The sequence below is a fragment of the Exiguobacterium sp. s122 genome (genome assembly GCF_018618475.1).
Classification (GTDB): domain Bacteria; phylum Bacillota; class Bacilli; order Exiguobacteriales; family Exiguobacteriaceae; genus Exiguobacterium; species Exiguobacterium himgiriensis.
This window is the reverse complement of the sequence record NZ_JACSMD010000003.1, coordinates 99,165-123,482: the sequence shown is the minus strand read 5'-3', so window position 1 is coordinate 123,482 and position 24,318 is coordinate 99,165. Positions and strand designations below refer to the sequence as shown.

General features: G+C 50.6%; 20 protein-coding genes, 2 tRNA genes and 1 other annotated feature. Of the genes, 6 read left to right on the top strand and 16 right to left on the bottom strand.

Translation table 11 applies throughout. The features are described 5' to 3' along the window. Nucleotides 1-49 precede the first annotated feature (49 nt). The 13 genes from KNP92_RS13070 to KNP92_RS13010 all read right to left on the bottom strand — a co-directional run bounded on the left by KNP92_RS13070 (nt 50) and on the right by KNP92_RS13010 (nt 15,745). Nucleotides 50-763: a Crp/Fnr family transcriptional regulator gene (locus KNP92_RS13070; protein WP_251136591.1), complete on the bottom strand. Its 714-nt coding sequence runs from the start codon at nt 761-763 to the stop codon at nt 50-52. A 165-nt stretch (nt 764-928) separates the two neighbouring features. Continuing rightward, on the bottom strand, nt 929-2,314 hold the full coding sequence (locus KNP92_RS13065) for an aldehyde dehydrogenase (RefSeq protein ID WP_214841215.1): 1,386 nt from the start codon (nt 2,312-2,314) through the stop codon (nt 929-931). Between the two features lie 93 nt (nt 2,315-2,407). Next, the gene (locus KNP92_RS13060; protein ID WP_214841213.1) at nt 2,408-3,574 is read right to left on the bottom strand and encodes an MFS transporter; all 1,167 of its coding nucleotides are present in this window, start codon (nt 3,572-3,574) and stop codon (nt 2,408-2,410) included. A 134-nt stretch (nt 3,575-3,708) separates the two neighbouring features. Continuing rightward, nucleotides 3,709-4,422, bottom strand: coding sequence for a purine-nucleoside phosphorylase (deoD, locus tag KNP92_RS13055; protein WP_214841211.1), 714 nt, complete (start codon nt 4,420-4,422; stop codon nt 3,709-3,711). A 15-nt stretch (nt 4,423-4,437) separates the two neighbouring features. Beyond that, nucleotides 4,438-5,145, bottom strand: a complete 708-nt coding sequence (locus KNP92_RS13050) for a response regulator transcription factor (protein ID WP_214841209.1) — start codon at nt 5,143-5,145, stop codon at nt 4,438-4,440. Continuing rightward, complete coding sequence (locus KNP92_RS13045) at nt 5,142-6,899, bottom strand: sensor histidine kinase (RefSeq protein ID WP_214841207.1); 1,758 nt, start codon at nt 6,897-6,899, stop codon at nt 5,142-5,144. The genes KNP92_RS13050 and KNP92_RS13045 overlap by 4 nt, the downstream gene beginning before the upstream one ends. A gap of 98 nt (nt 6,900-6,997) precedes the next feature. Beyond that, nucleotides 6,998-8,197: a M48 family metallopeptidase gene (locus tag KNP92_RS13040; protein WP_214841204.1), complete on the bottom strand. Its 1,200-nt coding sequence runs from the start codon at nt 8,195-8,197 to the stop codon at nt 6,998-7,000. Between the two features lie 96 nt (nt 8,198-8,293). Then, on the bottom strand, nt 8,294-9,394 hold the full coding sequence (locus tag KNP92_RS13035) for a PQQ-dependent sugar dehydrogenase (RefSeq protein WP_260564093.1): 1,101 nt from the start codon (nt 9,392-9,394) through the stop codon (nt 8,294-8,296). Nucleotides 9,395-9,430: 36 nt separating this feature from the next. After that, nucleotides 9,431-10,891 carry an MDR family MFS transporter gene (locus KNP92_RS13030; RefSeq protein ID WP_214841196.1) on the bottom strand — a complete coding sequence of 487 codons (1,461 nt, stop codon included), beginning with the start codon at nt 10,889-10,891 and terminating at the stop codon, nt 9,431-9,433. Between the two features lie 173 nt (nt 10,892-11,064). Further along, entirely contained in the window at nt 11,065-12,360 is a 1,296-nt protein-coding gene (locus KNP92_RS13025) for an ABC transporter substrate-binding protein (protein WP_214841194.1), read from the bottom strand. Between the two features lie 180 nt (nt 12,361-12,540). Beyond that, nucleotides 12,541-13,521, bottom strand: a complete 981-nt coding sequence (gene asnA, locus KNP92_RS13020) for an aspartate--ammonia ligase (RefSeq protein ID WP_214841192.1) — start codon at nt 13,519-13,521, stop codon at nt 12,541-12,543. 67 nt (nt 13,522-13,588) lie between these two features. Then, nucleotides 13,589-13,830: a binding site (T-box leader), on the bottom strand. Nucleotides 13,831-13,937: 107 nt separating this feature from the next. Then, on the bottom strand, nt 13,938-14,843 hold the full coding sequence (locus tag KNP92_RS13015; protein ID WP_214841190.1) for a carbohydrate ABC transporter permease: 906 nt from the start codon (nt 14,841-14,843) through the stop codon (nt 13,938-13,940). Further along, nucleotides 14,840-15,745, bottom strand: a complete 906-nt coding sequence (locus tag KNP92_RS13010) for a carbohydrate ABC transporter permease (RefSeq protein WP_376778115.1) — start codon at nt 15,743-15,745, stop codon at nt 14,840-14,842. Before KNP92_RS13010 ends, KNP92_RS13015 begins: the two co-directional genes overlap by 4 nt. 244 nt (nt 15,746-15,989) lie before the next feature. Between KNP92_RS13010 and KNP92_RS13005 the strand changes: the two genes are divergently transcribed. The 3 genes from KNP92_RS13005 to KNP92_RS12995 all read left to right on the top strand — a co-directional run bounded on the left by KNP92_RS13005 (nt 15,990) and on the right by KNP92_RS12995 (nt 21,573). Beyond that, entirely contained in the window at nt 15,990-17,675 is a 1,686-nt protein-coding gene (locus KNP92_RS13005; protein WP_214841189.1) for a formate--tetrahydrofolate ligase, read from the top strand. 24 nt (nt 17,676-17,699) lie between these two features. Further along, nucleotides 17,700-18,629: an alpha/beta fold hydrolase gene (locus KNP92_RS13000; protein WP_251136590.1), complete on the top strand. Its 930-nt coding sequence runs from the start codon at nt 17,700-17,702 to the stop codon at nt 18,627-18,629. A 181-nt stretch (nt 18,630-18,810) separates the two neighbouring features. Then, nucleotides 18,811-21,573, top strand: a complete 2,763-nt coding sequence (locus KNP92_RS12995) for an SH3 domain-containing protein (RefSeq protein WP_214841187.1) — start codon at nt 18,811-18,813, stop codon at nt 21,571-21,573. A 42-nt stretch (nt 21,574-21,615) separates the two neighbouring features. Here KNP92_RS12995 and KNP92_RS12990 read toward each other — a convergent pair whose 3' ends face one another. The 3 genes from KNP92_RS12990 to KNP92_RS12980 are packed head-to-tail and all read right to left on the bottom strand — an operon-like array spanning nt 21,616 to nt 22,912. Continuing rightward, complete coding sequence (locus KNP92_RS12990; RefSeq protein ID WP_214841185.1) at nt 21,616-22,029, bottom strand: hypothetical protein; 414 nt, start codon at nt 22,027-22,029, stop codon at nt 21,616-21,618. After that, nucleotides 22,026-22,580, bottom strand: coding sequence for a hypothetical protein (locus KNP92_RS12985; protein ID WP_214841183.1), 555 nt, complete (start codon nt 22,578-22,580; stop codon nt 22,026-22,028). The genes KNP92_RS12990 and KNP92_RS12985 overlap by 4 nt, the downstream gene beginning before the upstream one ends. A 2-nt stretch (nt 22,581-22,582) precedes the next feature. Further along, nucleotides 22,583-22,912 (bottom strand): hypothetical protein, encoded by a 330-nt coding sequence (locus KNP92_RS12980; protein WP_251136589.1) that lies wholly within the window; start codon nt 22,910-22,912, stop codon nt 22,583-22,585. 159 nt (nt 22,913-23,071) lie between these two features. Here KNP92_RS12980 and KNP92_RS12975 point away from each other — a divergent pair. The 3 genes from KNP92_RS12975 to KNP92_RS12965 all read left to right on the top strand — a co-directional run bounded on the left by KNP92_RS12975 (nt 23,072) and on the right by KNP92_RS12965 (nt 24,203). Then, nucleotides 23,072-23,145, top strand: a tRNA-Gly gene (locus KNP92_RS12975). An 18-nt stretch (nt 23,146-23,163) separates the two neighbouring features. After that, a tRNA-Gly gene (locus tag KNP92_RS12970) sits at nt 23,164-23,237 on the top strand. Between the two features lie 165 nt (nt 23,238-23,402). Then, entirely contained in the window at nt 23,403-24,203 is an 801-nt protein-coding gene (locus KNP92_RS12965; protein WP_214841178.1) for an MBL fold metallo-hydrolase, read from the top strand. The last annotated feature ends 115 nt before the right edge of the window (nt 24,204-24,318 follow it).

Here is a 24,318-nt window from a genome sequence, read left to right as displayed (position 1 = left end):
ACAAATGCCATAAGAAAAACCGTCTCGTGACGAGACGGTTTCAAAATCGTTATAATCGGCAGATCCCAACCGGACAGCCTTCGCAGTGACATAGCTCTTTTAAGAATTCGAGATTTTGGATCGCAATCGTATTAGACGATGTCGTCAAGACGCCATCCTTCCGCCATTGGCTCATGAGGCGATTGACCGTTTCTCGAGGTGCACCAATCAATTGACCAAGTTCCCCGTCCGACGGATGTCTCGGTATGACGACACAACCATCCTCTTCAATCCCATGCATCGCGGCCATCCGAAGCAACGTCGAGGCAAGTGCTCCCGGTTTTCCGTAAAGCAGCAAGTCGCGCACTTTCATTTCTGAATGCTTCCGCATCATGGAGGTCCAACGAATGATCTCGCCTGCGAACCGGATATCTTGTTGCATGAGCTTCTCGAGTTCTTGCTTCGAAATCGTGCCGATGACACTTTCTTCTGTCGTCTCGATGCTATATGAACTCGGGTAGGATTCCACGATGTCGAACTCACCAAAAAAGTCGTCTGCGCCGAATAAAAACATGACAAGTGGATTTCCTTTTTTCGTGATTTTTGTAAACTTGACCGCACCACTCTTTATATAAAAGAATTTGTCACACTTTTCACCTTCCCAACAGACGATGCTCGCCTTTGGGTACTCTTGCGTCGTCATCATTTCAAGCAACAATTGTTTTGTCTCGCTCGAGAAGATGAAACTGTTCGGTTGGGTCGTTCCACATTTCGTCGACATCATGCCCTGCTCCCTCCATCATTCTTTATGAATGTCTCGTACCTGTTGATCGTATGGATTTATTATACAGGAGAACAGGTAGCTTCATCACAGAAGTATGTGACATTTCAAACAATCTTCGTTTTTACGCATACAAAAACTGCAACCCTTCTAGGTTGCAGTTTACATTCAACGGTAGACGAGACGAATTAATTTCTCGGCCGCCTTAAAGTTCGGGTACCGAAGCGGCAAATCAAACTTTGTCGTGTTTCGTAAAATCGATTTCGCATGGCTGAACGTCTCAAAGCTGTATCGTCCGTGGTACGACCCGATGCCGCTGTCGCCGACTCCGCCAAACGGTAAGTTCGGGTTCGTCAAATGCATGAGGACATCGTTGACACATCCTCCGCCGAATGCAAGATGTTTGAACGCCTTCTGTTCGACCGATTTCGATTCGGTGAATAAATAAAGTGCGAGCGGATGCGGACGTTCGGAAACGAATTCAATCGCCTCGTCCAAATCACGATATGTCAGAACCGGTAAAATCGGACCGAAAATCTCATCCTTCATGACGTTCGCCTCCGCTTGGATGTCTGTCATCACAGTCGGTGCAATTTTTAAGAGGTCACGGTCAGTCTCCCCGCCAAAGTAAATCTCGCCCTCGTCCAAATAACGAGTGATTCGGTCAAAATGATTCGTGTTGACGATGCGCGTGAATCGTTTTGTCCCGACCCCATTGCCGAACATCGCAAACGCCTCCCGCTTAATCGCCTCTAAAAACTCATCTCGGCGTGATTCGTGAACGAGAACATAGTCGGGTGCGACGCATGTTTGACCGGCGTTCATCCATTTGCCCCAGGCGATCCGTTTCGCCGCGATGTCAATGACCGCATCTTCATGCACGATGGCAGGTGATTTGCCGCCGAGTTCAAGTGTGACCGGCGTCAAATGTTTCGCCGCCGCATCCATTACGATTTTCCCGACAGCAGTCGACCCGGTGAAGAAAATATGGTCCCATTTCTCGGCGAGAAGCGCAGAAGCGACGTCTTTGTCCCCCTCCACGCTGACGACGTAACGGTCAGTGAAGGCGCGTTCGAGCACGGTCGTAATCATGCGGGCCACGTTCGGGGTCAGTTCCGATGGCTTGACGACGGCTGTATTTCCGGCTGCGATGGCTCCGATGAGCGGGGCAATAGCAAGCTGGAACGGATAATTCCAAGGTGCGATGACGAGGACCGTCCCATACGGTTCATACATAATCTCACTCTTCGTCCCTAGATGAATCGTCGCGCCGCTCACACGTTTCGGGCGCATCCAGCGTTTCAATTCGCGCGTCGTTCGATTGATTTCATCATAAATGAAGCCAATCTCAGTCGTGAACGCATCGAGTTCCGATTTGTTCAAATCCGTCTTGAGCGCCTCGATGATTTCTGGTTCATGATGCTTGATGGCTTCTTTCAAAAACGTCAACATACTGAGTCGAAACGCGAGCGATTTGGTCGCTTGTGTCTTATAGAAACGGCGTTGCTTCTGAATCAGTTCCTTGACTGACAATTGTTCAATCGGTGCGAGCATGAAAGTTCCTCCCTTGAGTCATAACGCTACCTCCATCTTATCATTTTCGCTTCCCTCGCGACCATTTTGAATCCTCTCATGGGAAACGACTCGTCACTCCGACTTCGTAGTCAAGACACGTCGGCGCAACTGTTCGAATAAGCTGAATCCGACGGCAGCACTAAGCAAGACGACACCTGTGACCGTGAATTTATACGGTAACGCGATGGTGATCCAGCCAAGCAATGCAGATCCGACGACCGTGCCGAGCGAGAAGAAGGCATAAAAATAACCGTATGATTTCCCTCGATTCGTTCGCGTCGTCGCGCGAATTAATAGGGTGTTGATGGCCGGGAATAAAATCGCAAAACCGAGCCCGTAAACGGCGAGCACCCCGTAAAGCGCCATCGCACTCGTCGAGCTCCCGATGAGCAGTTGACTGAGGCCGAGGATGCCGATGCCGAATGCGGCAAGTTTCGTCGGTTCAAGACGGTCGAATAATCGGTTCGTCGGTAAGACGAAGACGAGGACCGCCACGACACCAAACGTACTGAGTAGCGTCCCGCTCAACCGGGAGTCGTACCCGAGCGTTTGGACGTAGAGTGGCAACAAGTAAGCGAGCGCCCCTTGCGAAAACATGAGCAAGAACGCGCCGACATATGCTTTGAAGACGTCGCGCTGTAACCCGTGGGACGTCACGTGCGACTCATCATCCGATGGCCGTTCCGGCAAACGGGATGACCGCATGACGAACAACGTCAAGATAGCAACAATCACGCCGTAGAGCGCAACGAATGAAAAGACGGCAGGCACCGACGTGCGGCTCGCTAGTATGCCGCTAAAGGCAGGTCCGAGGATGGCGGCGAGTCCGACGAAGCTCCCGGTGAGCGCGACTTTCTTCCCTTGACGGTTCGCAACCGTCAAATTGGCGGACAAGGTGAAGGCGGCCGGGACGATGAGTCCGGCCACAAACCCGTGGACGACACGGACGACAAGTAACGTCGTCGGGTGATCGACGATGTGGTAGGACAGCAGGCTCACACTCGACAACAGGAGACCTGCTAGCAAGATGCGATTCGGACCAATCTTATCCGTCCACACGCCAGACAAGATATTGCCGAACGTGTTCGATAACGAGTAGATAGCAATCGCGACGCCGGCGATGAACGGCGTCGCCCCGACTGAGACGGCGAACGTGCTCATGACGGGAAGCTGAGCGAATAAATCAAAGAAGGCAAAAAAGACGATACTGTAGATGACAAACGCTGACGTCTTATTCAATCGTTTCAACTCCTCGGCATAGTCGGTGAGGACTACGTTTTCAGCTTCAGTCTAGCTTGCCGTCTTTCTTTTGTATAGACGACTGAGCACACCGACACAAAAATGCCCTACAAACGAATTTGTAGGGCACACGATTAGTTGGTTACTTCGACAGCTGTGTCGAGGGCGACACGAATCATCTCGTCAAACGTCGACTGACGCTCTTCAGACGTCGTCTCTTCCCCCGTCAACAAGTGGTCTGAGATTGTAAGAATCGTCAACGCGTTGACTTTATGTTTAGCTGCAAGCGTGTAGAGACCAGCTGCTTCCATCTCGATGGCGAGACAACCGAAGTCAGCCCACTTCTTGAAGTGATGGAAATCATCTTGATAGAACTGATCCGCTGTGAAGATTTGACCGACCTTAACCGGGATGCCGGCTTTCTCGGCGTTCATATACGCACGATGTAGGAGGTCGAACGTCGCAGTCGGTGCATAATCCATACCGTTGAAACGGACACGGTTTTGTCCCATCTCACTTGATGCACTCATGGCGATGACAACGTCACGGACTTTGACGTCTTCCTGAATTCCACCGGCCGTCCCAACACGAATCAAGTTTTTTGCGCCATATGACATGATCAACTCATTCACATAAATCGACATCGACGGTACACCCATCCCTGTCCCTTGCACCGAGATGCGTTTGCCTTTATACGTACCTGTGAAGCCGTACATGCCACGGACTTCATTGTACAATTCGACGTCTTCAAGGAACGTCTCGGCGATATATTTCGCACGAAGCGGATCTCCTGGAAGTAATACCGTTTCTGCGATTTGTCCTTCTTTTGCTCCAATGTGTACACTCATGATTCATGTCCTCCTTTAAGGTTGTCGTTGATCTTGTTCCCGATATTCATTCGGGGTAACACCAACGTGTTTCTTGAAGACCTTTCGGAAGTATTTATCGTCCGAAAAGCCTACCGCTTGGGCGACCTCGTAAATACGTTGTCTACTCGTCTCAAGGAGACGTTTGGCCTCGAGCATGCGAATCGAGAGCAAATACTCTGATAAGTTGACGCCATAATGTTGCTTGAAGCGCCGCGATATGTATTCACGGCTTAAAAAAAAGCGCTCACTCATTCCCTGCAGACTCAGTTCTTCCGCATAATGCCGTTCGATGAACGCACCGATTTGGACAATCGGGTCTTCTAGCGAGGGGCAGATGTCGACAAGTGCCCGTTCGAGAGTGTCATTCAACACGTCTGGGTCAATCGGTTTCAAGAGATAGTCAAAGCTCCCGAGCTGAATCGCACGCCGCATATACGAATATTCATCGTATCCGGTCAAGACGATCAACTTTGTCGAATCTGCTTCTTGATGGACCCACTCCATCAACTCGATTCCGTTGCACCCTGGCATTTGAATGTCCGATAGGACGAGGGCGGGACGTTCTTTGGCAATCAATGCTTTCGCCTCATTCCCGTCACTCGCCTCCATCAAGGTCGTGACACCGAGACGCTCCCATTCCCCGAGTAACTTGACAGCTTCCCGTACCGGCGACTCATCATCGACAATCAACACTTTTGTCATGACGCATCTGCCTCCTTCACCGCTGGAAAACGCATGATAATGCGAAAACCGCCTGTCTCTGGCGTAGCCAACATAAATTCAGCCTCCCGTTTATAGTTTAACATGAGACGATCGCGAATGTTCTTTAAACCGGTACCTTCCGCCCCAGTACGTAATTCGGTCGTCTGTTCCATACGTTCGTTTAACGCGTCCAGTTGATCATTCGGTATTTTTCGCCCGCTGTTCTCACAATGGATGACGAGCTCCTGACCGACTTGACGGATGCGAAGAGAAAAACGGTTTGATGTCGAGGCCCCGTCACGCTCGAATCCGTGCTTGAAAAAGTTCTCGGCAAGCGGCTGTAAAATCATCTTTGGGACGGTGAGCGTCTGCAACTCTTCAGGGACGTCGACGTCAACGTTGAACTGGTCTGGGAAACGGACGTGCTGAAGCCGGACGTATGAATGCAAATGATCGACCTCTCGTTTCAACATGACCAATGATTCATCCGGATGCATCGTATAGCGCATCATCGAGGACAGTTGCGTAATCAGGCGATACACTACTTTCCCGTCGCCCTTCAGCGCCAGTGTTCCGATGGACTGCAACGCATTGAATAAAAAGTGTGGATTCGTCTGGGCCTGGAGCGCTCGAAGCTCATTCGTTCGATTCTCGAGCGCGAGCCGATATTCCCGCTGAATCAAATCATCGATGCGTTCAATCATTCGTTTAAATTGTCGACCGAGCACCCCGAACTCGTCATTTCCGAGGGAATCGAACGAGACGGTCATATCCCCTTGCTCGATTCGCCAAATGTTTGACGTGAGCGTCTTAATCGGGGTCGTCAAGCGCATCGATGCATAAGTAGCGCCGATGAGCGCCAAAATAAGTGACACCACCCCAACCACAAAAATAATAAACGACGTTCGAGAAGCCGGCTCCGTCAGCAAGCGGTCCGGAATCGATTTTCCGACGTAAAACCGCTGATTCTCGAACTCAAACGATTTGATGATCCGATGATGTTTTCCGTCCGTAGACACAGACATCGGTGCGACCGTGTCTGGAATCACTTCGTCACCGAGATGGGCGAACACTTGCTCACCTGCCCCGACGAACCAGAGGCTCTCATCGGGATTGTTTTGTAATGACGCGAGTTGACCGATGAAGACGTCTTCCGGAATGTCGATGGATAAGACGGCGAGCGGCGTATCCGTTTCGATTTTATCGAGCCGGAAATGGAGCGTGACGACTTCTTGCTCGGATACGATCGGTCCGAAATCATGATACGGAACGAGCGAATGCGACGCCTCGAGCAACACACGGCTCTCCTTATTCTCAAGCAATTGTTGCTGAATTGAACTCGGTTCTTTTTTCGAGCGAGGTGACACTTTCATTTTATAAGCCGCAAATGAATCCATGTCTTCAAGGATGAGCAATTGAATTTGTGCGACGTCTTCTCGTGATAAATACATCCCAAGTAGCGCTCGACGCACCTCAATCTCGGTCTGTTCGAGGGATAGACCCGGACCGTACTCTAAAATGTCGAGTACGTCCCGATTCGCATAAAGACTCGTCGGGAGACGACTCAAGTCCGATATGTAACGTTCGAATTGTAGCGTGCCACGCTCGAGCGACCATTCGGTCAGCTGTAAGCCCCGCTCACGCTCACGATCCTTCACATACCAATATGAGACAACCGTCGCTAAAATGACCGGGACGAGAATCGTTAGCGCGATCATCCCCGTCAGCTTCGTCCGTATGCTGTTCACTCTCATCCCTCCTCTTGCCATTATATCACGCCCAATGCAAACGCTTGCAAAGAAACATAAAAAAAGATTCGCTCCATAGATGTACTATAGAACGAATCTTTCCTTTATTCGTACTTGCGCAACAATTCCACCAGTTCGAAAGAATACCCTCCCTCGATGGCCAAATCACGCGGCGTCATCTCGTCCAAGTTCTTAATCGACGCATCTGCTCCGTTCTTGAGCAATAGCTCGACCGTCGCATAGTCGACCTCTTCGTTATAGAACAAGTTGTGGAGCGGCGTATCGCCAAATCCATCTTGAACGTTGACGTCGGCGCCAGTTGAAATCTCAGCTTCAAACTCTTCATAGCTCGCATTGTCATAGGCCAGTTCCAAAATCGGGTCCATGTCGTCGAATTCTTCGATAAATGGCGTCGAAGCAAGACTCGTGAACCCGTCACTCATGACCAGCCATGCGATGATGGCCCCGTTCAACACGACCGTCAAGGCGATTGTTCCAATGATTGACGCTTTGACATATCCGGCCGTCTTAAATACCGGTACATTCACTTCGCCAGCTGCCGTGGCAATGGCGGCGATTCGTTTTGGTAGCGTCGGATGTGTCGAAATGAGTTCGCTGTATTTGGCGATAAAGCCGTTCTCACGGCTCGCCTCTTGTAAATAGTCGAACTCGTTTACTTCCTTGGCGAGCGTGCCACCGATTGCAAGGACGGTAAGCGCCTGTTTCGCTGCCGCTTCGTCTTGAATATAGTGAGCCGCCATCCGGTCGCACGTATATTCGCAAGCCCGTGAATAGGCTGACCCGAGGAACGGGACGATATTCCCGAGCAAGACGAGCCATTGTTTTTGCACATGGTTACGGCGAATATGTGCCAGTTCATGCGCAATGACGAACTCGACTTCTTTCACTTGACCGTTTCGTGACAATTCAACGATGTCTGAATACAAAATGATCATATTCTTTTGGAAGAACCGAGTCGCGAACGCGTTCAAGATCCCCCCGGCTTGCAAGATGTAGACGTCTGGTAACATCCGGATGCCCATCCCTTGTCCGACGCGTTGATAGGTCTCATATAAATCCGTAAATTGATGTTTGGTCACTTTGACCCCGTTCGTTCGGATGTAACCGATTTGAACCCAGTGGGCGAACATCGATAACGACACGATGAAGCCGATGATCACTAAAAGGAAACCGTAAGTCGCAAATGTTAAAACGATTGCTACAAGAATGGTCATAATGCTTGATGCGACGAGCAAGCCGAAATACAAATTTTCGTGCTTATGGATAAGTTTTGTTTGATTCACATAATATTCCCCTTCATTTTCCAATTAACAACCTAATTATAGCGACTTACCTTCAAAAAGCAACAAAAAAAATAGAAACTGACAAGTTGTCAGTTTCTATCGGATGCTCACACGATACAATTGATCGTCGTCGGCGCCAGGATTGCCCCGTCCATCGGTATTGTTCGTGATGTAATATAGCGTGTCTTCTTCGAGCCAGACGTCCCGAATCCGTCCCTTGTCCTCAACGACCGGGATGACGTCTTGCGTCTCGCGACCGAGGGCGACGAGACGATTCCCGCGCAATGTCGCCATATATACATATGCGTCGTCCGCGACGATACCGGACGGGGCCCACGAGGTCGGACCGACCTCAAACCACGGTGTCTCGAGCCCGTCTTCGGACTCGTCCGCCTCAATCAATGGCCATCCGTAATTCTTTCCTTGCTCGATGCGATTGACTTCATCGTGACCGGACGCCCCATGTTCACTCGCATAGAGGACATCGTCGATACTCGCCAACCCTTGAGGATTACGGTGACCTGAAGAGTAGATCCAGTCAGTCGGTTCGCCTTCACCGGACAGCGGAATCTGCAGAATTTTCCCAGCGAGCGACGTCTCGTCTTGGGCGAGGTCCGGAACGAGGGCGTCGCCGTTCGTCACCCAGAGCGCATCACCGTCTAACAACAGTCGGCCGCCGTTATGAAACTGTGCACCTGGGATGCCTTCGAGGATGACGTCCGTCTCGACGAAACGGTCCTCTTCCCAAGTCAGTTCGACGACGCGATTTTGAACATTGCCCGGTGTGCCGTACGTATGGTAAGCATACAACTGGCGCGACGAATCGAAGTCCGAGGCGAGGGCGAGACCGAGCAGCCCGCCTTCTCCAATCTCAAGGACCGCTTCTGTCAACTCGACAGCTTGTCGGTCCACGTTCCCCTCCTCATCGATGACGGCGATCGTACCCCCTCGTTCTGAAACGAGCCAGCCGTCTGCGGTTCTCGCGATCGACCATGGGGCTTCAAGTTGGCTCGCAACAGCCTCACTCGTCCCAATCGATAAGCCTTCCACGTCGTCATTCGTTTGTCCGTTCTCCGTTTCTTCCGTTTGTTCAGGCGCCTGTTCGACCGGTGTTTCGTCTTGCCTGCCGTCTTCAGCCGGTTCAGATGCACATCCGGCAACGAAAATTAGGCCTAACATGAGAATCCATCGTTTCACTGTAATCGCCTCCCTTGCCTCCATCATAACGTGATTTTAGTTATCACGTGAAGGCTCGGGTGGGCGCACCGGCAAACGAAGCGCGATGAGAAGGGCGATGAACGCAGCAAGCGCGGCCCCGGCAAACACGGTGTTCAACCCGTCTGCAATCAACTGTTCCCCTTGCAGACGGACACCCGCCTCGAGCGCAGTACTCGCTGCCCGGTTAAAGAACGACTCGAGCGAGACGCCGCGTAGCGCCTCCTCCGTCCGAAACCCGCTCAACACGATAAAGTTAAAGACCGCTCCGAATACGGCGACTCCGAGCGTTTGACCGACCGTGCTCAAAAACGAGTTCGCCGCGGTCGCCGTCCCCCGTTCCCGATACGAGACGACCGTTTGCAAGACGACGATAAACATCGGTTGCGACAATCCGAAACCGACGCCAATCAATGCGACGGCGAGATAGACGAATACATCAGGACTCGCCTGGGTGAGGCTTGTCAAAATAACCGTACCAAGTAGCAACAGACTCATTCCCGATACAGCACGACGTCTCGGCGAAGCCGCCCCGAGCGTCCGTCCCCCGATAATCGATGTAACTGTCCATGACACGGAGAGCGGCATGAGCATGAACCCCGCCTCCGTCGCCGTTTTTCCGAGGACCGCTTGCGCCCAAATCGGGATGTATGCAGACATCGAGACGAGTACCCAGGCTGCAAAGAAGACGGCGCCGTTAATCGATGCGATCACCGGATGCTTCAATAGCTTAAATGGGAAAAGTGGTGTTTTGGCTCGCCGTTCGGACACGTAAAAGCTTGTGAGCAACAACAAACTCGCCACCCCACTGATGACGACGGGAGTCGTCCAAACGTTCGTTTCACTGAACGTAATGAGTGCGTATAGAAATGCTGACGTCCCTCCTGCGAACAAGAAAGCGCCTTTCACATCAATCCGCTCCGTCGTCTCGCTTACATTTTCTTTATAGTACACGACGATCATCAAAAACGAGATGAGCGCGAACGGGACGTTCAATAAAAAGACGTAACGCCAAGACAACGCCTCAACTAAAAATCCGCCAATCACAGGACCGAGGACACCTGAGACTCCCCACACCGCACTTAAAATCCCTTGAATCTTTCCACGTTCCTCGTACTTATACAAGTCCCCGATAATCGTCATCGAGATAGGAAGTACCGCACCGGCGCCAAGTCCTTGGAGCGCCCGAAAGACAATCAATTGTTCCATCGATCCGGCGAGGCCACAGAGGAGCGAAGCCACCGTGAACAAACCAATTCCGAAAAGGAGCACGCGTTTCCGCCCGAACAGGTCGGCCACTTTCCCGTAAATCGGGGTCGAGACCGCCGTGAACAACAGATACGAGGCGAACACCCAACTGACGAGCGCAGCGCCGTTCAACTCACTCGCGATGACAGGTGTCGCGACGGAGACGACCGTCCCTTCAATCGCGGCTAAAAAGGTCGCAAGTAGCAAGGCGACCGTAACATTCTTTCTCATTCGATTCATCTCCCAAACAAAATAGTGGCGCCGGTCAATCCCGAACGCCACTTCCACTGTCTATTATTTTGTCTGAGCGACGTCCGTTTGACAAGAAAGAATACTTATAAACAAGAATAATTTCACGTCATCAAAAAACAAAGGCGCGAAGGGGTCATTTCGCGCCCGTGTCTTTATTTCGTTTTATCGGCCCATACTTTCGTGAAGTCTTGGAGCATCTCGTCTCCAGTCTTTTGTCCGCCGACATACGCCTGCATCAACGCACCGTACTCGTTGACGGCACCGTCCGGATATTTGAACCAGTTCCACGAAATCGTCTTGCCTTCGTTCGAATAGGCGAGAATGTCATCGGCGAGCGGACCGAGGTCGTTCGCTTCAATCGACTTGAACGCCGGGATGAATTTGAACTTGTTGACCATGTAGTCTTGTCCCGTCTCCGAGGTCGCCATCCATTCGAGGAAATCTTTCGCTTCTTCTTTATATTGCGAGTTCTTATTGACGACCCAGTTGTTCGGGACGCCGACCGGCAAGCGGTCCATCTTCTCTTTGTCATCGTTAATCGGAATCGGTACGAAGCCCATCTCAATGTCCGGATTCACGTCGAGAATCATCTGTTGCGCCCAGTTCCCTTGCTGGAGCATCGCCGTCTCCCCTTGGGCAAACTGTGTGACTTGCGTGTTATAGTCCGTCGTGAGCGGGTTCTTGTTCCCGTACTTAATCGTCAAATCGAACAGTTTCAAGAACTGTTGGAATTGCTCGTTGTCCTCAAACTTCGCTTTGTTCTCATTCAACGCTTGAATAAAGGCATCTGGATCGTCTTGTTGCGCCACCGGGATATTTAAAAGATGGATTCCGAGAATCCAAAACTCGGCGTAGCCGACCGAGAATGGCGTGATGCCTGCTTGATCGAGTTTTTCGGCTGCATCCGTCAATTCAGACAATGTCTTCGGCAATTCATCGATGCCTGCCTTCTTGAACAGTTCCTTGTTATAGATGAAGCCGTACCCTTCTAAGTTCATCGGCATCCCGTACAACTTTCCATCCATTGTCATCGGCTCTTTAGCGACATCACTCAAGTCGCCGACCCACTTCTCATCCGAGAGGTCTTCAAGCTTGTCTTGCCACGTCTTCGCTTCTGTGAATCCACCGTTATTGAAAATGTCCGGTTCATTGCCTGATGCGAATTGCGATTTCAAAGCCGCCCCATAATCCGCACCACCACCGACGGTTTGTACCGTCACTTTGACGCCTGTTTCCTCTTCGTATTCTTTCGCCATCGCCTCAAGGTCCTTCGCAATTTCGGCTTTGAATTGGAATACGTTTAGCGTCACTTCTTTTTGATTACCTTCGTTCGCGTTCGCATCGTTCGACCCTTCATTCTCTGTGAGTGAACCGCCGCCGCATGCTGCGAGGGTCATGACCATGCCCGCCGTCATAACGGCCGTGGACAATTTCCATGCTCGTTTCATTCTGTTTCCTCCTTTGATGCCTGATTGAATGATGCCATCCATTAAGTACATGTTAAATGTAAATGAAAACGCTTCCATTATGTAGGTGTAAAAATTGACGTGTAGGGTGGAAAATGTTGCACAGAAAACCAGGACTTCCATAAATGAAAGTCCTGGTGTCGAGTTTCTTCTATATAATGTTTACAACAAGCTGATGCCGGCTTCCTCACATGCCGCCACGACTTCGCTCGGCCAAACCGATGATTGGACCTCGCCGATATGACGGGCCCGGAGCAGATACATCGCAACGCGTGACTGCCCGATACCTCCACCGATTGTAAGCGGCAAACGACCTTCTAGAACGGCTTGGTGGAACGGGTACTTCCGTTTCTCTTCAGCATCCGCGATTTCAAGTTGCTTCGCGAGGGCCGCTTCATCGACTCGAATGCCCATCGATGACAACTCGAACGCTGACTCGAGCTCAGGGTGCCAGACGAGAATATCGCCGTTGAGCGACCAGTCGTCATAATCTGCCGCTCGGCCGTCATGCTTTTCGCCCGAGAGGAGCGCACCACCGATTTGTGAGATAAATACCGCACCATACTCTTTACAAATCGCGCTTTCCCGATCTTTTGGTGAGAGCGTCGGATACGTATCTTCAAGCTCTTGGCTCGTGATGAAATGAATCGCCTCAGGAAGGATTGCTTCGATGCCGTGCTTCGCTTCGACTGTCTTCTCCGTCTCAAGCAAAGCCGCATAAATCGATTCGACCGTCGCTTTCAAATAATCCGTCGTCCGCTCTTCACGAGTGATGACGCGTTCCCAGTCCCATTGATCGACATACAGCGAATGCGTCGCATCGAGTTCCTCGTCGCGACGAATCGCACGCATTTGTGTATAAAGCCCTTCCCCGGCATCGAATCCGTAACGGCCGAGCGCCTCACGTTTCCATTTTGCGAGCGATTGGACGATTTCGAGCTCATGTCCCGGGTACTGCGTGTCGAACTGGATGATGCGTTCAACGCCGTTCAAATGGTCGTTCACGCCGCTCGCCGACGTGACGAACAATGGCGCTTGGACTTGTGTGAGGCCGAGTGCTGTGCTGAACTTTTCTTCGAACGTTGCCTTTACCGAAGTGATTGCCTGTTGTCTTTCTTTCATCATGCTTGTTGCTGTTGTCATTTTGTCTTCCTCCAATTGTGGGGTATTTGGGATGAAGCAATAGAAAAAAGCCCTCCAATCCCATGGACTATGGGACGGAAGGCTTCAAGCTCCGCGGTGCCACCCAAATTAGTAGACGAATCTACTCACTTTTTCGAGACGAACATCTCGTAGTTCCGATAACGGGGAACGGTCCGGCTACGTCTACTTGCAAAGCGTTCGGGTAGCGACTCCAGGAGGTTCTTCGACAGAGATTTCAGACCGGGCTTTCACCGCCCCCGGCTCGCTTTGCTTACGTCTTCTGTGTACTCGTCCTTTCAATGTCGTTCACAATTGAATTGACCCTATTATTATCAATATTCAGACGAATGTCAACAGTCTTTTTAAAAAATAAAATCTCCCCCGTGTAGCGGACGGAGGAGAACCCTTGGGAAGGGTTATTTGATCGAGCCGCTCGTAATCCCTTTGATAATATGCTTTTGCATACCGAAGAAAAAGACGAGGAGCGGAACGATCCCAAGGACTAATCCAGCGAGTGCCAAATCCCATTGTTTTGTATATTGTCCGAAGAAATAGAACGTCGCGAGCGGAATCGTCCGCAGTTCGATGTCTCGGAGGACAAGTGAAGGTAAGAGAAAATCATTCCAAATCCAGAGGCTATTCAAAATGACGATCGTCACCGTGATCGGTTTTAACAGTGGGAATACGATGCGCCAAAACACACCCCACGTCGAACATCCATCGATGATGGCAGCCTCTTCAATTTCCTCGGGAATCGATTTCATAAAACCGTGATATAAGAACACCGAGATGCCGGAACCGAACCCGAGATACATAATCATCAATCCCCAATGACTGTTCAATAGCCCGAGAATGCTCGACACTTTGACGAGCGGAATCATAATCGATTGGAACGGGATGACCATGGCAGCGACGAACAAAAAGAAGATGACTGTCGAGATCCAATGTTTCGTCCGTACGAGTTTCCATGCCGCCATCGACGTGAAGATGACGATGAAAAGGTTAGCCCCGGCCGTGATGAAGAGCGAGTTAAAGAAGACGCGCCCATAGTTCATCGCTTCCCAAGCCTCCGCGTAGTTAGAGGCGAGCCACACGTTCGGCAAAGCGGACGTGTTCGTATAAATTTCCGCAATCGACTTAAACGAATTGACGATCACGTAATAGAATGGGACAAGATAAAGCAGGCCAAGTAAGATGGCAATCAGTTCAACTAGTCCGAGGTTCGCCGTATAGCTTCCGGTGCGGAGTGGTTTTTGGGGTAATAGCCGCCTTGGAGTTTGATCAAGCTTTGATTCGAGCTGTTCAATTTTTTCCGTCGTCATGCCTCCACCTCCCGCTTCTTCGTCAAGTAGACTTGGGTGACCGTAATCGCTGCGACGACGAGGAAGAAGATGACCGCCTTCGCCGAGCCGAGTCCATAATTGTTGTTCACGAACGATTCCGTGTAAATGTTCAAAGCGAGCATCTCGGTCGACTTGAACGGCCCACCGTTCGTGAGTGAAAGGTTCGTATCGAACACTTTGAACGACCAAGAGATCGTCAAGAATAAACAAATCGTAATCGACGGCATAATCATCGGGAGTGTAATATGACGCAACATCTTCATGCGATTGGCTCCGTCAATCTTTGCCGCCTCGAGAAGGTCCGTCGGCACGTTTTGGAGTGCCGCAATATAGATGACCATGACGTAGCCGCCACCTTGCCAAATCGCAACGATGACAATTCCCCAAAATGCGGTCTGCGCATCACCTAACCAAGGTAGTTCAAACAAACGCCAGCCGGTAAGCGACCCAATCGACTCAAACCCTTTGACGTAGATGAACTGCCAGATAAAGCCGAGGATCAGTCCGCCAATCAAGTTCGGCATAAAAAAGACGGTCCGAAGCAGGTTGCGTGTCTTAATGTTGAGCGTCAATAACAATGCGAGCGAAAAGCCGACGACATTCGTCAATAAAACGGCGACGAGCGTATATTTCGTTGTAATCCAAAATGACGCCCGAAATTGCTCGTCCTCAAACAGTAACCGCTGGTAATTGTCGAAGCCGATAAAGTTCAACTGGCCGGTCACCCCGTTCCAGTCGGTGAAACTGTAATAGATGCCGTTAAAGAACGGGATGAGGACGATGGCCACAAATGCTAAAAATGCCGGACCGACGAAGCCGATAAAGCTGGCCGGCTTCTTCCAATTGCGTCTTCGTTTCATCCGTTTCGTTGTATCTGTCATGTTGATCGCCTCCACTATCAATTTACATGGATAGACCAACAATGAAAACGGATACATTTGACAAAATGGGTGGAATATATTGAACTTCACGGATGAATTTCAAACGGTGATACTGTATGATAAACACAATGACAAGACGAACGAGTCCGGTGAAATAGGTAAATCCGCTTCAATTCTGGCTCGATTCACGAATAAAATGATTACTTTATTAATAAAACGTTCGAAAGTGGAGGGATTTTTGTATATGACGACCATCAAGCCTTTGACCGACCTGACGATTGCCCAGCAAGCGGAGATGCTTCCCATCAAACAAATCGCAGAAAAGCTCGGACTAAAAGAAGACGACCTGGACCTATATGGTAAATACAAAGCGAAGTTATCGTTCGATTTGCTTGATGACGTGAAGACCCGAACAGACGGGAAACTCGTCCTCGTCACAGCGATCAATCCAACGCCGGCCGGCGAAGGGAAATCGACCGTTACCGTCGGACTCGGACAAGCGCTCAATCGTCTCGATAAGCAAGCGATCGTCTGTCTCAGAGAGCCGTCACTCGGTCCGACGATGGGCTTGAAAGGCGGCGCAGCCGGTGGCGGATTCAGCCAAGTGTTGCCGATGGAAGACATCAACCTGCACTTCACTGGAGATATGCATGCCATCACGGCGGCACATAATACAATTAGCGCGATGATTGACAATCACTTACATCAAGGGAATGACCTCGGAATCGACGTCCGAAACATCGTCTGGAAACGTGTCCTTGATTTGAATGACCGAGCCCTTCGTAACGTAACGATCGGCCTTGGGGGCCCCGCTCACGGTGTCCCGCGTGAGGACGGATTCGATATTACCGTCGCTTCAGAAATCATGGCAATCCTTTGCCTCGCCGACTCGCTCAGCGACTTAGAGGCTCGCATTAAGCGCATCGTCGTCGCATACGACCGTGACAACGAACCGATAACGGCCGAACAGATTGGCGCCGCCGGTGCGGCGACGCTCTTGTTGAAAGAAGCGTTCAAACCGAACTTGGTGCAGACGCTCGAACAGACACCTGCCCTCGTGCACGGTGGACCGTTCGCGAATATCGCTCATGGTTGCAACTCTCTGATCGCGACGAAGACCGCGCTGAAACTGGGCGAATACGTCGTCACAGAGGCCGGTTTCGGAGCTGACCTCGGTGCTGAAAAGTTCTGTCATATCAAATCACGGATTGGCGGATTGAAGCCGGATGCCGTCGTCCTCGTTGCGACTGTCCGCGCGCTCAAGATGCATGGCGGTGTCGCGAAAGACACGCTTCACGTCGAGCATGTGGAAGCTGTGAAAACAGGCTTACAGCTACTCGCGAAACATGTCGACACGATGGCGAAACTCGGCCTCCCGGTCGTCGTCGCCCTCAACCGCTTCAACTCCGATACAGAAGAAGAACTTACAGCGGTCCTCGAATGGTGCCGCTCACAAAAAATCCGCGTCGCACTCAGCGAAGTATGGGCGCAAGGTGGACAAGGCGGCGAAGCACTTGCCGAGGCCGTCATCGCAGCGGTCGAGTCGAACGATGCCGCGTTGACCCCGCTTTATGAAGTGACGGACTCAATCGAAGACAAAATCACGACCATCGCCCGAGAAGTGTACGGGGCATCCGACGTGACGTTCACGCCGAAAGCTCGTAAACAGATGGCGCACATTGTAACGAACGGATGGGCCGACTTGCCAATCTGTATGGCAAAGACGCCGTTCTCACTGTCCGATGATCCGACAAAAATCGGTTATCAAGCAGGCTTTACCGTGACCGTCCGAGAACTAAAGCCTTCCGTCGGCGCCGGCTTCCTCGTCGCCTTGACCGGAAACGTATTGACGATGCCAGGACTACCGAAACAACCCGCCGCACTCAATATGGGCATCGACGAGACCGGTAACGCAATTGGGCTATTCTAACGACTACATTTTGGAGGGATGAGTTTGAACGTTACAGCGCATACGTATGCAGATGGATATCGGACGAACATCTTGACCGTGAAAGCGATGAACGCCGTCGCCGACTGCTTCTTATTTCACGGCATGTTAGAACATCATGCACGTTACCGAGAGTTCGCTAGTCATTTGGCTGAAAATGGATTTAATGTATATGTCTGTGATATGCGCGGGGCAGGTGAATTTGCGAAAGAGCAGGCGACTTATGCGCATTTACTTCCAAATGAAGGGTTCGAACATATGGTGACGGATGCGATGCACGTGATCGAGACGTATGGCAAAGGTCTCCCGACCTTTGTGCTCGGACACAGTTTCGGCTCCCTGTTGTCACTCCGACTCGGTCAAGTGATGGGCCACCAACTTGCTGGGGTGGTCGCTATCTCGCCTCCCCCCGGCTCTGGCATCCTCGGGCGCATCGGACGGTTCGCCATCGATATGGCCATCCGCCGAAAAGGAAGCGATTATCCGTCACGCTTATTCGAACGCGTGTTGTTTGGACGTTATAATCTGAAATTCTATCCACCTAAGACGGAAAGCGATTGGATTTCAAGTGACCCCGAAGAAGTGGCGGCATATCGAAGCGACCCACTTTGCGGCGGGCTACCGACGCTTGGCTACTTATATGAAGTCGCAAGCGCCTCGCTCGACGTCACGTCGCTCCCGCGAATCCATGAACATCCGAAGACGCTTCCACTCCTCTTCGTCGTCGGGGCGGATGACCCTGTCGTACAGGACGGGGAAGGACTGAAAGGCATGGTCCGGAACTATCAGGCTGCTGACATCGAAGTGACCGCCCTGACTTATGACGGAGCACGTCACGAAGTGTTACGCGAAACAAACCGGACCGAAGTGTGGAATGACATCACATCCTGGCTCCTCCAAACGACTTCTATCCCACTTGAAAAAACCTCCTATTAATTGGAGGTTTTTTCTTTTTGTAAAATTCAGACATACCCATTCTAAATCATTTACCTTTTTTGAAATTTTTCTTCTTCTTTCCATTTTTTCAGTACGCTATACTTAGACCGCACGCAATGAAATTCAAATCAAATGACATAGATTCACACGGATCGAAAGGGGTAAGACATTGAAACCAACGATGACAAGACTTAGTGTGGCCGTCCTCGTCACGAGCACTGTGCTCAGCACGATTGGCCCGACTCAGTCATACGCAGCAACATACGAAGGTACGGTAAATACCTCTATTCTGAACGTACGTTCTTCAACTTCGACCACATCATCCATCGTCGGCAAGCTGACGCAAGGGACGACGGTTCACGTCTATTCGACAAGCAACAACTGGGCCGAAATCGACTTCGAAGGCCAAAAACGGTACGTATCCTCTTCCTATTTGACGCTCAAACCAACAACCGTCACGAAGACGAGTGTACAAACCTATACGGCTAACGAGAACGTCAATATGCGCTCGGCGATGACGACGACCGCTCCAATCGTCACGACGGTCCCAAAAGGTGCAACGGTCACCTACATTTCGACACATGGTGCGACAGGCTCATGGTTAAAAGTGACCTACGGTGGGAAAACAGGTTACGTTGCACAACGTTACTTCACGCTTTCAGGAGGGACAACCGTGACTCCTCAATCGAACGCCACACATACGACCGTGACAAATACGACGATGCATAGTTCGATGATTTCAACGGCACCTGTACTCGCGACGATTCCGAAAGGCGCGAGCGTCACACTCGTATCGACGCATGGTGCGACTGGTTCTTGGGCGAAAGTCACATATGCCGGACAAACAGGTTATGTAGCGATGCGCAGTCTCCAAGCCATCGTCACTTCGTCTCCAACGACGCTTTACGTCAAGACGGCAACGAGCGTGTTCAACTCGATGTCGACGTCAGGTCAATCGCTCGGCTTGCTAGCGGTCGGGTCTAGCGTGAGACTCGTCTCTACTCATGGGGCGACTGGTTCTTGGGCAAAAGTGACGGCCGGCTCCGTGACCGGATACGTCCCGATGCGCAACTTGTCTGAAACGGAAGTTGCCGCACCGGTGACGCCGTATTACGCACAACGAGCGGCGACGATGTACACTTCGACATCGACAACGTCTCAAACCATCCAAACCATTCCGACAGGCGCGAAAGTCGACCAGTTGTCGGTCCATGGCGCGACAGGTTCATGGTTCAAAGTTCGTTACAACAATCAGACAGGTTATGTGGCCGCTCGCGACTTTTCGTTGACGGCACCACAAACCGCGACACCTTATTATGCACAACGCCAAGTTCCGATGTTCTCGTCGATGTCATCGACTCGTACGACGATTCAAGACATCCCGCTCGGCGCAAAAGTGGATCAATTGGCGACACACGGCGCAACTGGGTCCTGGTTTGAAATCCGTTATAACAATCGAGTCGGTTTTGTTGCCGCCCGTGACTTCGCGTTGACGGCACCAACGACACCGACAGAGCCAACCGAGCAGTATGGACCAGAGCGGGAAGTACAAGTTGTCTCAAATAATACGCCTTTGAACGTACGACCGACTCCGTCAACTAGTAATACAGCAATCGGAACACTCGCACATGGGACAATCGTCAAAGTGAAGCCCGTCTTGAATACAGAATGGGGAATCTTGACGAGTGGTAACTTTGTCGGTGGATACATTCATTTGAGCTATACCGCACCAGTTTCGACGACACCACCTGCTACTGGTATTCAACGTGTTGTGTCTTATACATCTTATCCGCTTTCTGTGCGCACCATGGCGGAACGGCAAGTCGCGCAGTTTGGGCAAACAGACGCGCACCGCAACGCTCCAGCCTATTTACCACGTGCTTGGGTAAGTGTTAACGGGAACACCGGCACCATCGTAAACAATCAGTTGCGGGTCATTTCTGGGGTTGGAACAGCGCTTAAAATGTCTGCCTCTTCAACTGCAGTTACGCTCGCGACAATTCCTAACGGAACAAGCCTTGAATATGTGGATCGGCAAGTTGTTGGGACGACCGTCTGGTATCGCGTCAAATATGGTTCAATGACTGGTTTCGTCACACCTAGCTCTGTTGTCGGCGCCGCTGATATCCTTAGCCAACCGAGTCTAACATCACACGCATACGGACAAATCAATCCTGGAGAAACGGTGACCATCACTGGCCAAACAGGAACTTACTACACAGTTTCATATCGCCGCCCTGCTGGTCATAATATTCGAATTTTTGATAACGTGTGGCGTAGAGCTTCTGTTACAGACCTCGAGCCGTTTGTGAATCCAGCTAATTTCGATCAAAATTCACAAGCTTTCTATCAGTTCCTTGATTTATCGAAGAGCGCTGGAACAACTGCAACAACATTGAATCGAGTGCTCACGAATAGTGGAACGCTTACAAACCAAGGACAAGCATTCATTAACGCCGGTAATCAATATAGCATCAATGAAATCTATTTATTGGCTCACGCCGTACATGAAACAGGCCATGGAAAATCATTGCTTGCTCAAGGGGTGCCGGTCGATAAAGATGGAAATGCTTTGATTAATTCAAGTGGCACTCGGATTTACCCAGATCGTGCAGTCGCTGCGACTGTGTACAATATGTATGGCATTCAAGCGGTGGACAGCAGTCCTCTCGCTACAGGAGCAAAATTTGCTTTCGAGCAAAAATGGTTCACTCCTGAAGCTGCCATCGTTGGTGGAGCTTATTGGATCGGGGCAAGTTACATCAATCACCCAACCCATAAGCAAAACACACTCTATAAAATGCGTTTCAACCCTGCCAATCCAGGCATCCATCAATATGCAACAGACATCGGTTGGGCCACAAAACAGACGACACGCATTTATCAAACGTATCAAACACTCGATTCTTACACGCTCCACTTCGACGTACCAAAGTTCCAATAACAAAAAAAGAGACACGAGCCAAACTTGGCATCGTGTCTCTTTTCATGTCCATTCAATCGAATCGATGATCGCTTCAATCTCTAATTTTTCATCTGTCCGCTTATCGGCGACGTACGTCAAGAACAAGAGACGTTTTCCGTCAGTGAGTGACCAGACGTCCAAATGCATCCCGTCCTCGATTCCGCTCGCATAAGCGGTCGTCATGCCTGCCGACTGATCGGTCACACTCGGCGCGACTTTCACATCGATTGGGAATTCACCTAAGAACGTGTTCAACTCTTGTAACGCTGCGTCTTCCGGGCTTTGTTCGGCCTCCGCCTCATAGATGGACATCTGTAACGTACCTTGAGCGTCAGGCTCTACCGAGTAAAAACTGACGTGGTCTTCTTCTTCGTTATATTCAAAGTGTTCTGGATACGCCAAACGAATCCAGCCATCGATTTCATATTCTTTCATGCAGTCTTCTCCTTCGTCTTTTTAAATGCTAAGCCGGTCACCATTTTTGCTTGGAGCGCATACTTTAATCGCTCCGTCACGTACAGGCGTTGGCTGTTTATGTCTTGGGCGATCATATGCCCAAATAAATTCATGCGAACGGTTTGATGCGAGAGAAAATAAAGGCGTTCGGAACTAAGGGGACGGTATTCTCCAGAGTCCTCCAAATGCTCGATTTCAAAACGTCTCAATACGTTGAGTGCACAATATTCATCGGATCGCCCCGTCGTCGTGTGCAGTTCCACACGGACGAGCTGAACGTCATAAGGGCATAGGTTCATAAAGACCGGGGCGATTCGTTCATGAATCAAAAGTACGCCCATATCGCTCTCAATCAAGTCAGGCAGTGTCCCTTTGTCTTGCGAGATACTCAAGACGACGTATGGACGTTCTGTCGGTGCGAGCAATTCCCCTTTAAAGAAGCGGAACCGCTGGATACCGGTCAATACACGGGCACGCCAAGCACTTCCACGTGCTTCCGCTTCAATCCGATACAGCCTCTCTCCACTCACGACTACTCCCCCTTCAATTGTTTGAGCGCCTCGACGAATCGGTCCCACTCCTGATTGTCACAGACGACCTTACTTTCAATTCCCCATTCTTCGTCGACCTTCAAACGTACCTCGTTCGACTCGACGTGACGGTGAAGCAACGCATCGCCAAACTGAACCCATGTCGGTTCGATCGTGAATTGCTCGAACGGCCGACTGACCCATTTGACACGTTCCGTCCGTAAAATGACCGTCCACTGTCGATCATGCCGAAACGAGAACGTCCAGTCTCGGAGGAGGATGGTCTGCTCGGTTTCTTTCGCTTGTTTCATCATCCGAAATCCATCACTCATTAATTGCAAATATGATTTTCGTTCGCTCACGGCCGTTCACTCCCCTCTTCTATTATCTTAGCAAGACAACGTACCGCGCCACAACCAATGTTTTTTCAAAAAAGGGTTTGCAAACTTAAATTCCTATGCTATTATATTTATCGTAACGTTAAGCGTTTCGCGGGTGTAGTTTAATGGTAAAACCTCAGCCTTCCAAGCTGATGACGAGAGTTCGATTCTCTTCACCCGCTCCATTTTAATTGAATTGATTTGCGGGTGTAGTTTAATGGTAAAACCTCAGCCTTCCAAGCTGATGACGAGAGTTCGATTCTCTTCACCCGCTCCAACTTTCAACATATACGCGAGAAACGACTCGCACACATAACCCGCATGGTGCACATCATGCAGCGAGCAGGAAGTCTTCGGACTTCCTGCTTTTTGTTTTTCACGATAACGCATACGTCGCTTGAAATCGGGAAAAGGTAGATAGATTCAAGAGGAGGGATGCGCCGTGATTCAAGTTCGCTTACAATCGTTCACCGTGTACGAAAGTGCACTTATGCGTACGACATCGACATTAATCCATACGGAGGAGAGCCTCATTTTAGTCGATCCGACTTGGTTACCCGAAGAAGTCGCGATGATTCGCCGCGACATCGAATTGACTCGAAACGGCAAGAAGCTGTACGTCATCTATACACACCATCATTATGACCATTTGATCGGTGCCTACGCATTCCCGGATGCGACCGTCATTGCCTCACGGGCGTTCGTCGAGACAAACTCGGACGAACAGCTACATGAAATCCAGTCGTTCTATGAACAGAACTATATCGATCGGCCGATTCAAAAACCAAACGTCGACCTGATTATCGCTGAAGACGGGACGCTAGAGCTCGGCGCGACCCCGATTACGTTCTATTTGACACCGGGGCACGACTCGACGCATCTATCTCTTGTCGTCGAACCGCTCAAACTTCTCATCTGTGGAGACTACGGATCGAATATCGAGCCGCCGTTTATCGAGCATGACGCCGAAGCATACATCCATTCGCTGCAAACGTTACAGACCGCCGTGTATGAGCATGAAATCCGCTGGCTCGTCCCGGGCCATGGCGACGTCTGTGACGACCGGAGCAAGATGATTGAACGGCTGAGCGCTGCCGAAGAGTATATCCTCGCGTTACCAGAAGAACGGGTATGGTCTCCACTTTGGCCCACCCACGCTTTCTTTGACCGCGTCCATGAACGCAATCGCAAGCACGTGGAACAAAAGATGCAAGAACGTGAAGCACGGCGTCAAGATTATTAAATAAAAAAATCGCAACGTCTCCCCAAGACGTTGCGATCCCCCCTATGTAGAACTATTTCTTTGTGACGCGTTCTGAACGGACCGTGAACATACGGTCAATCCCAAAAACCGTTAC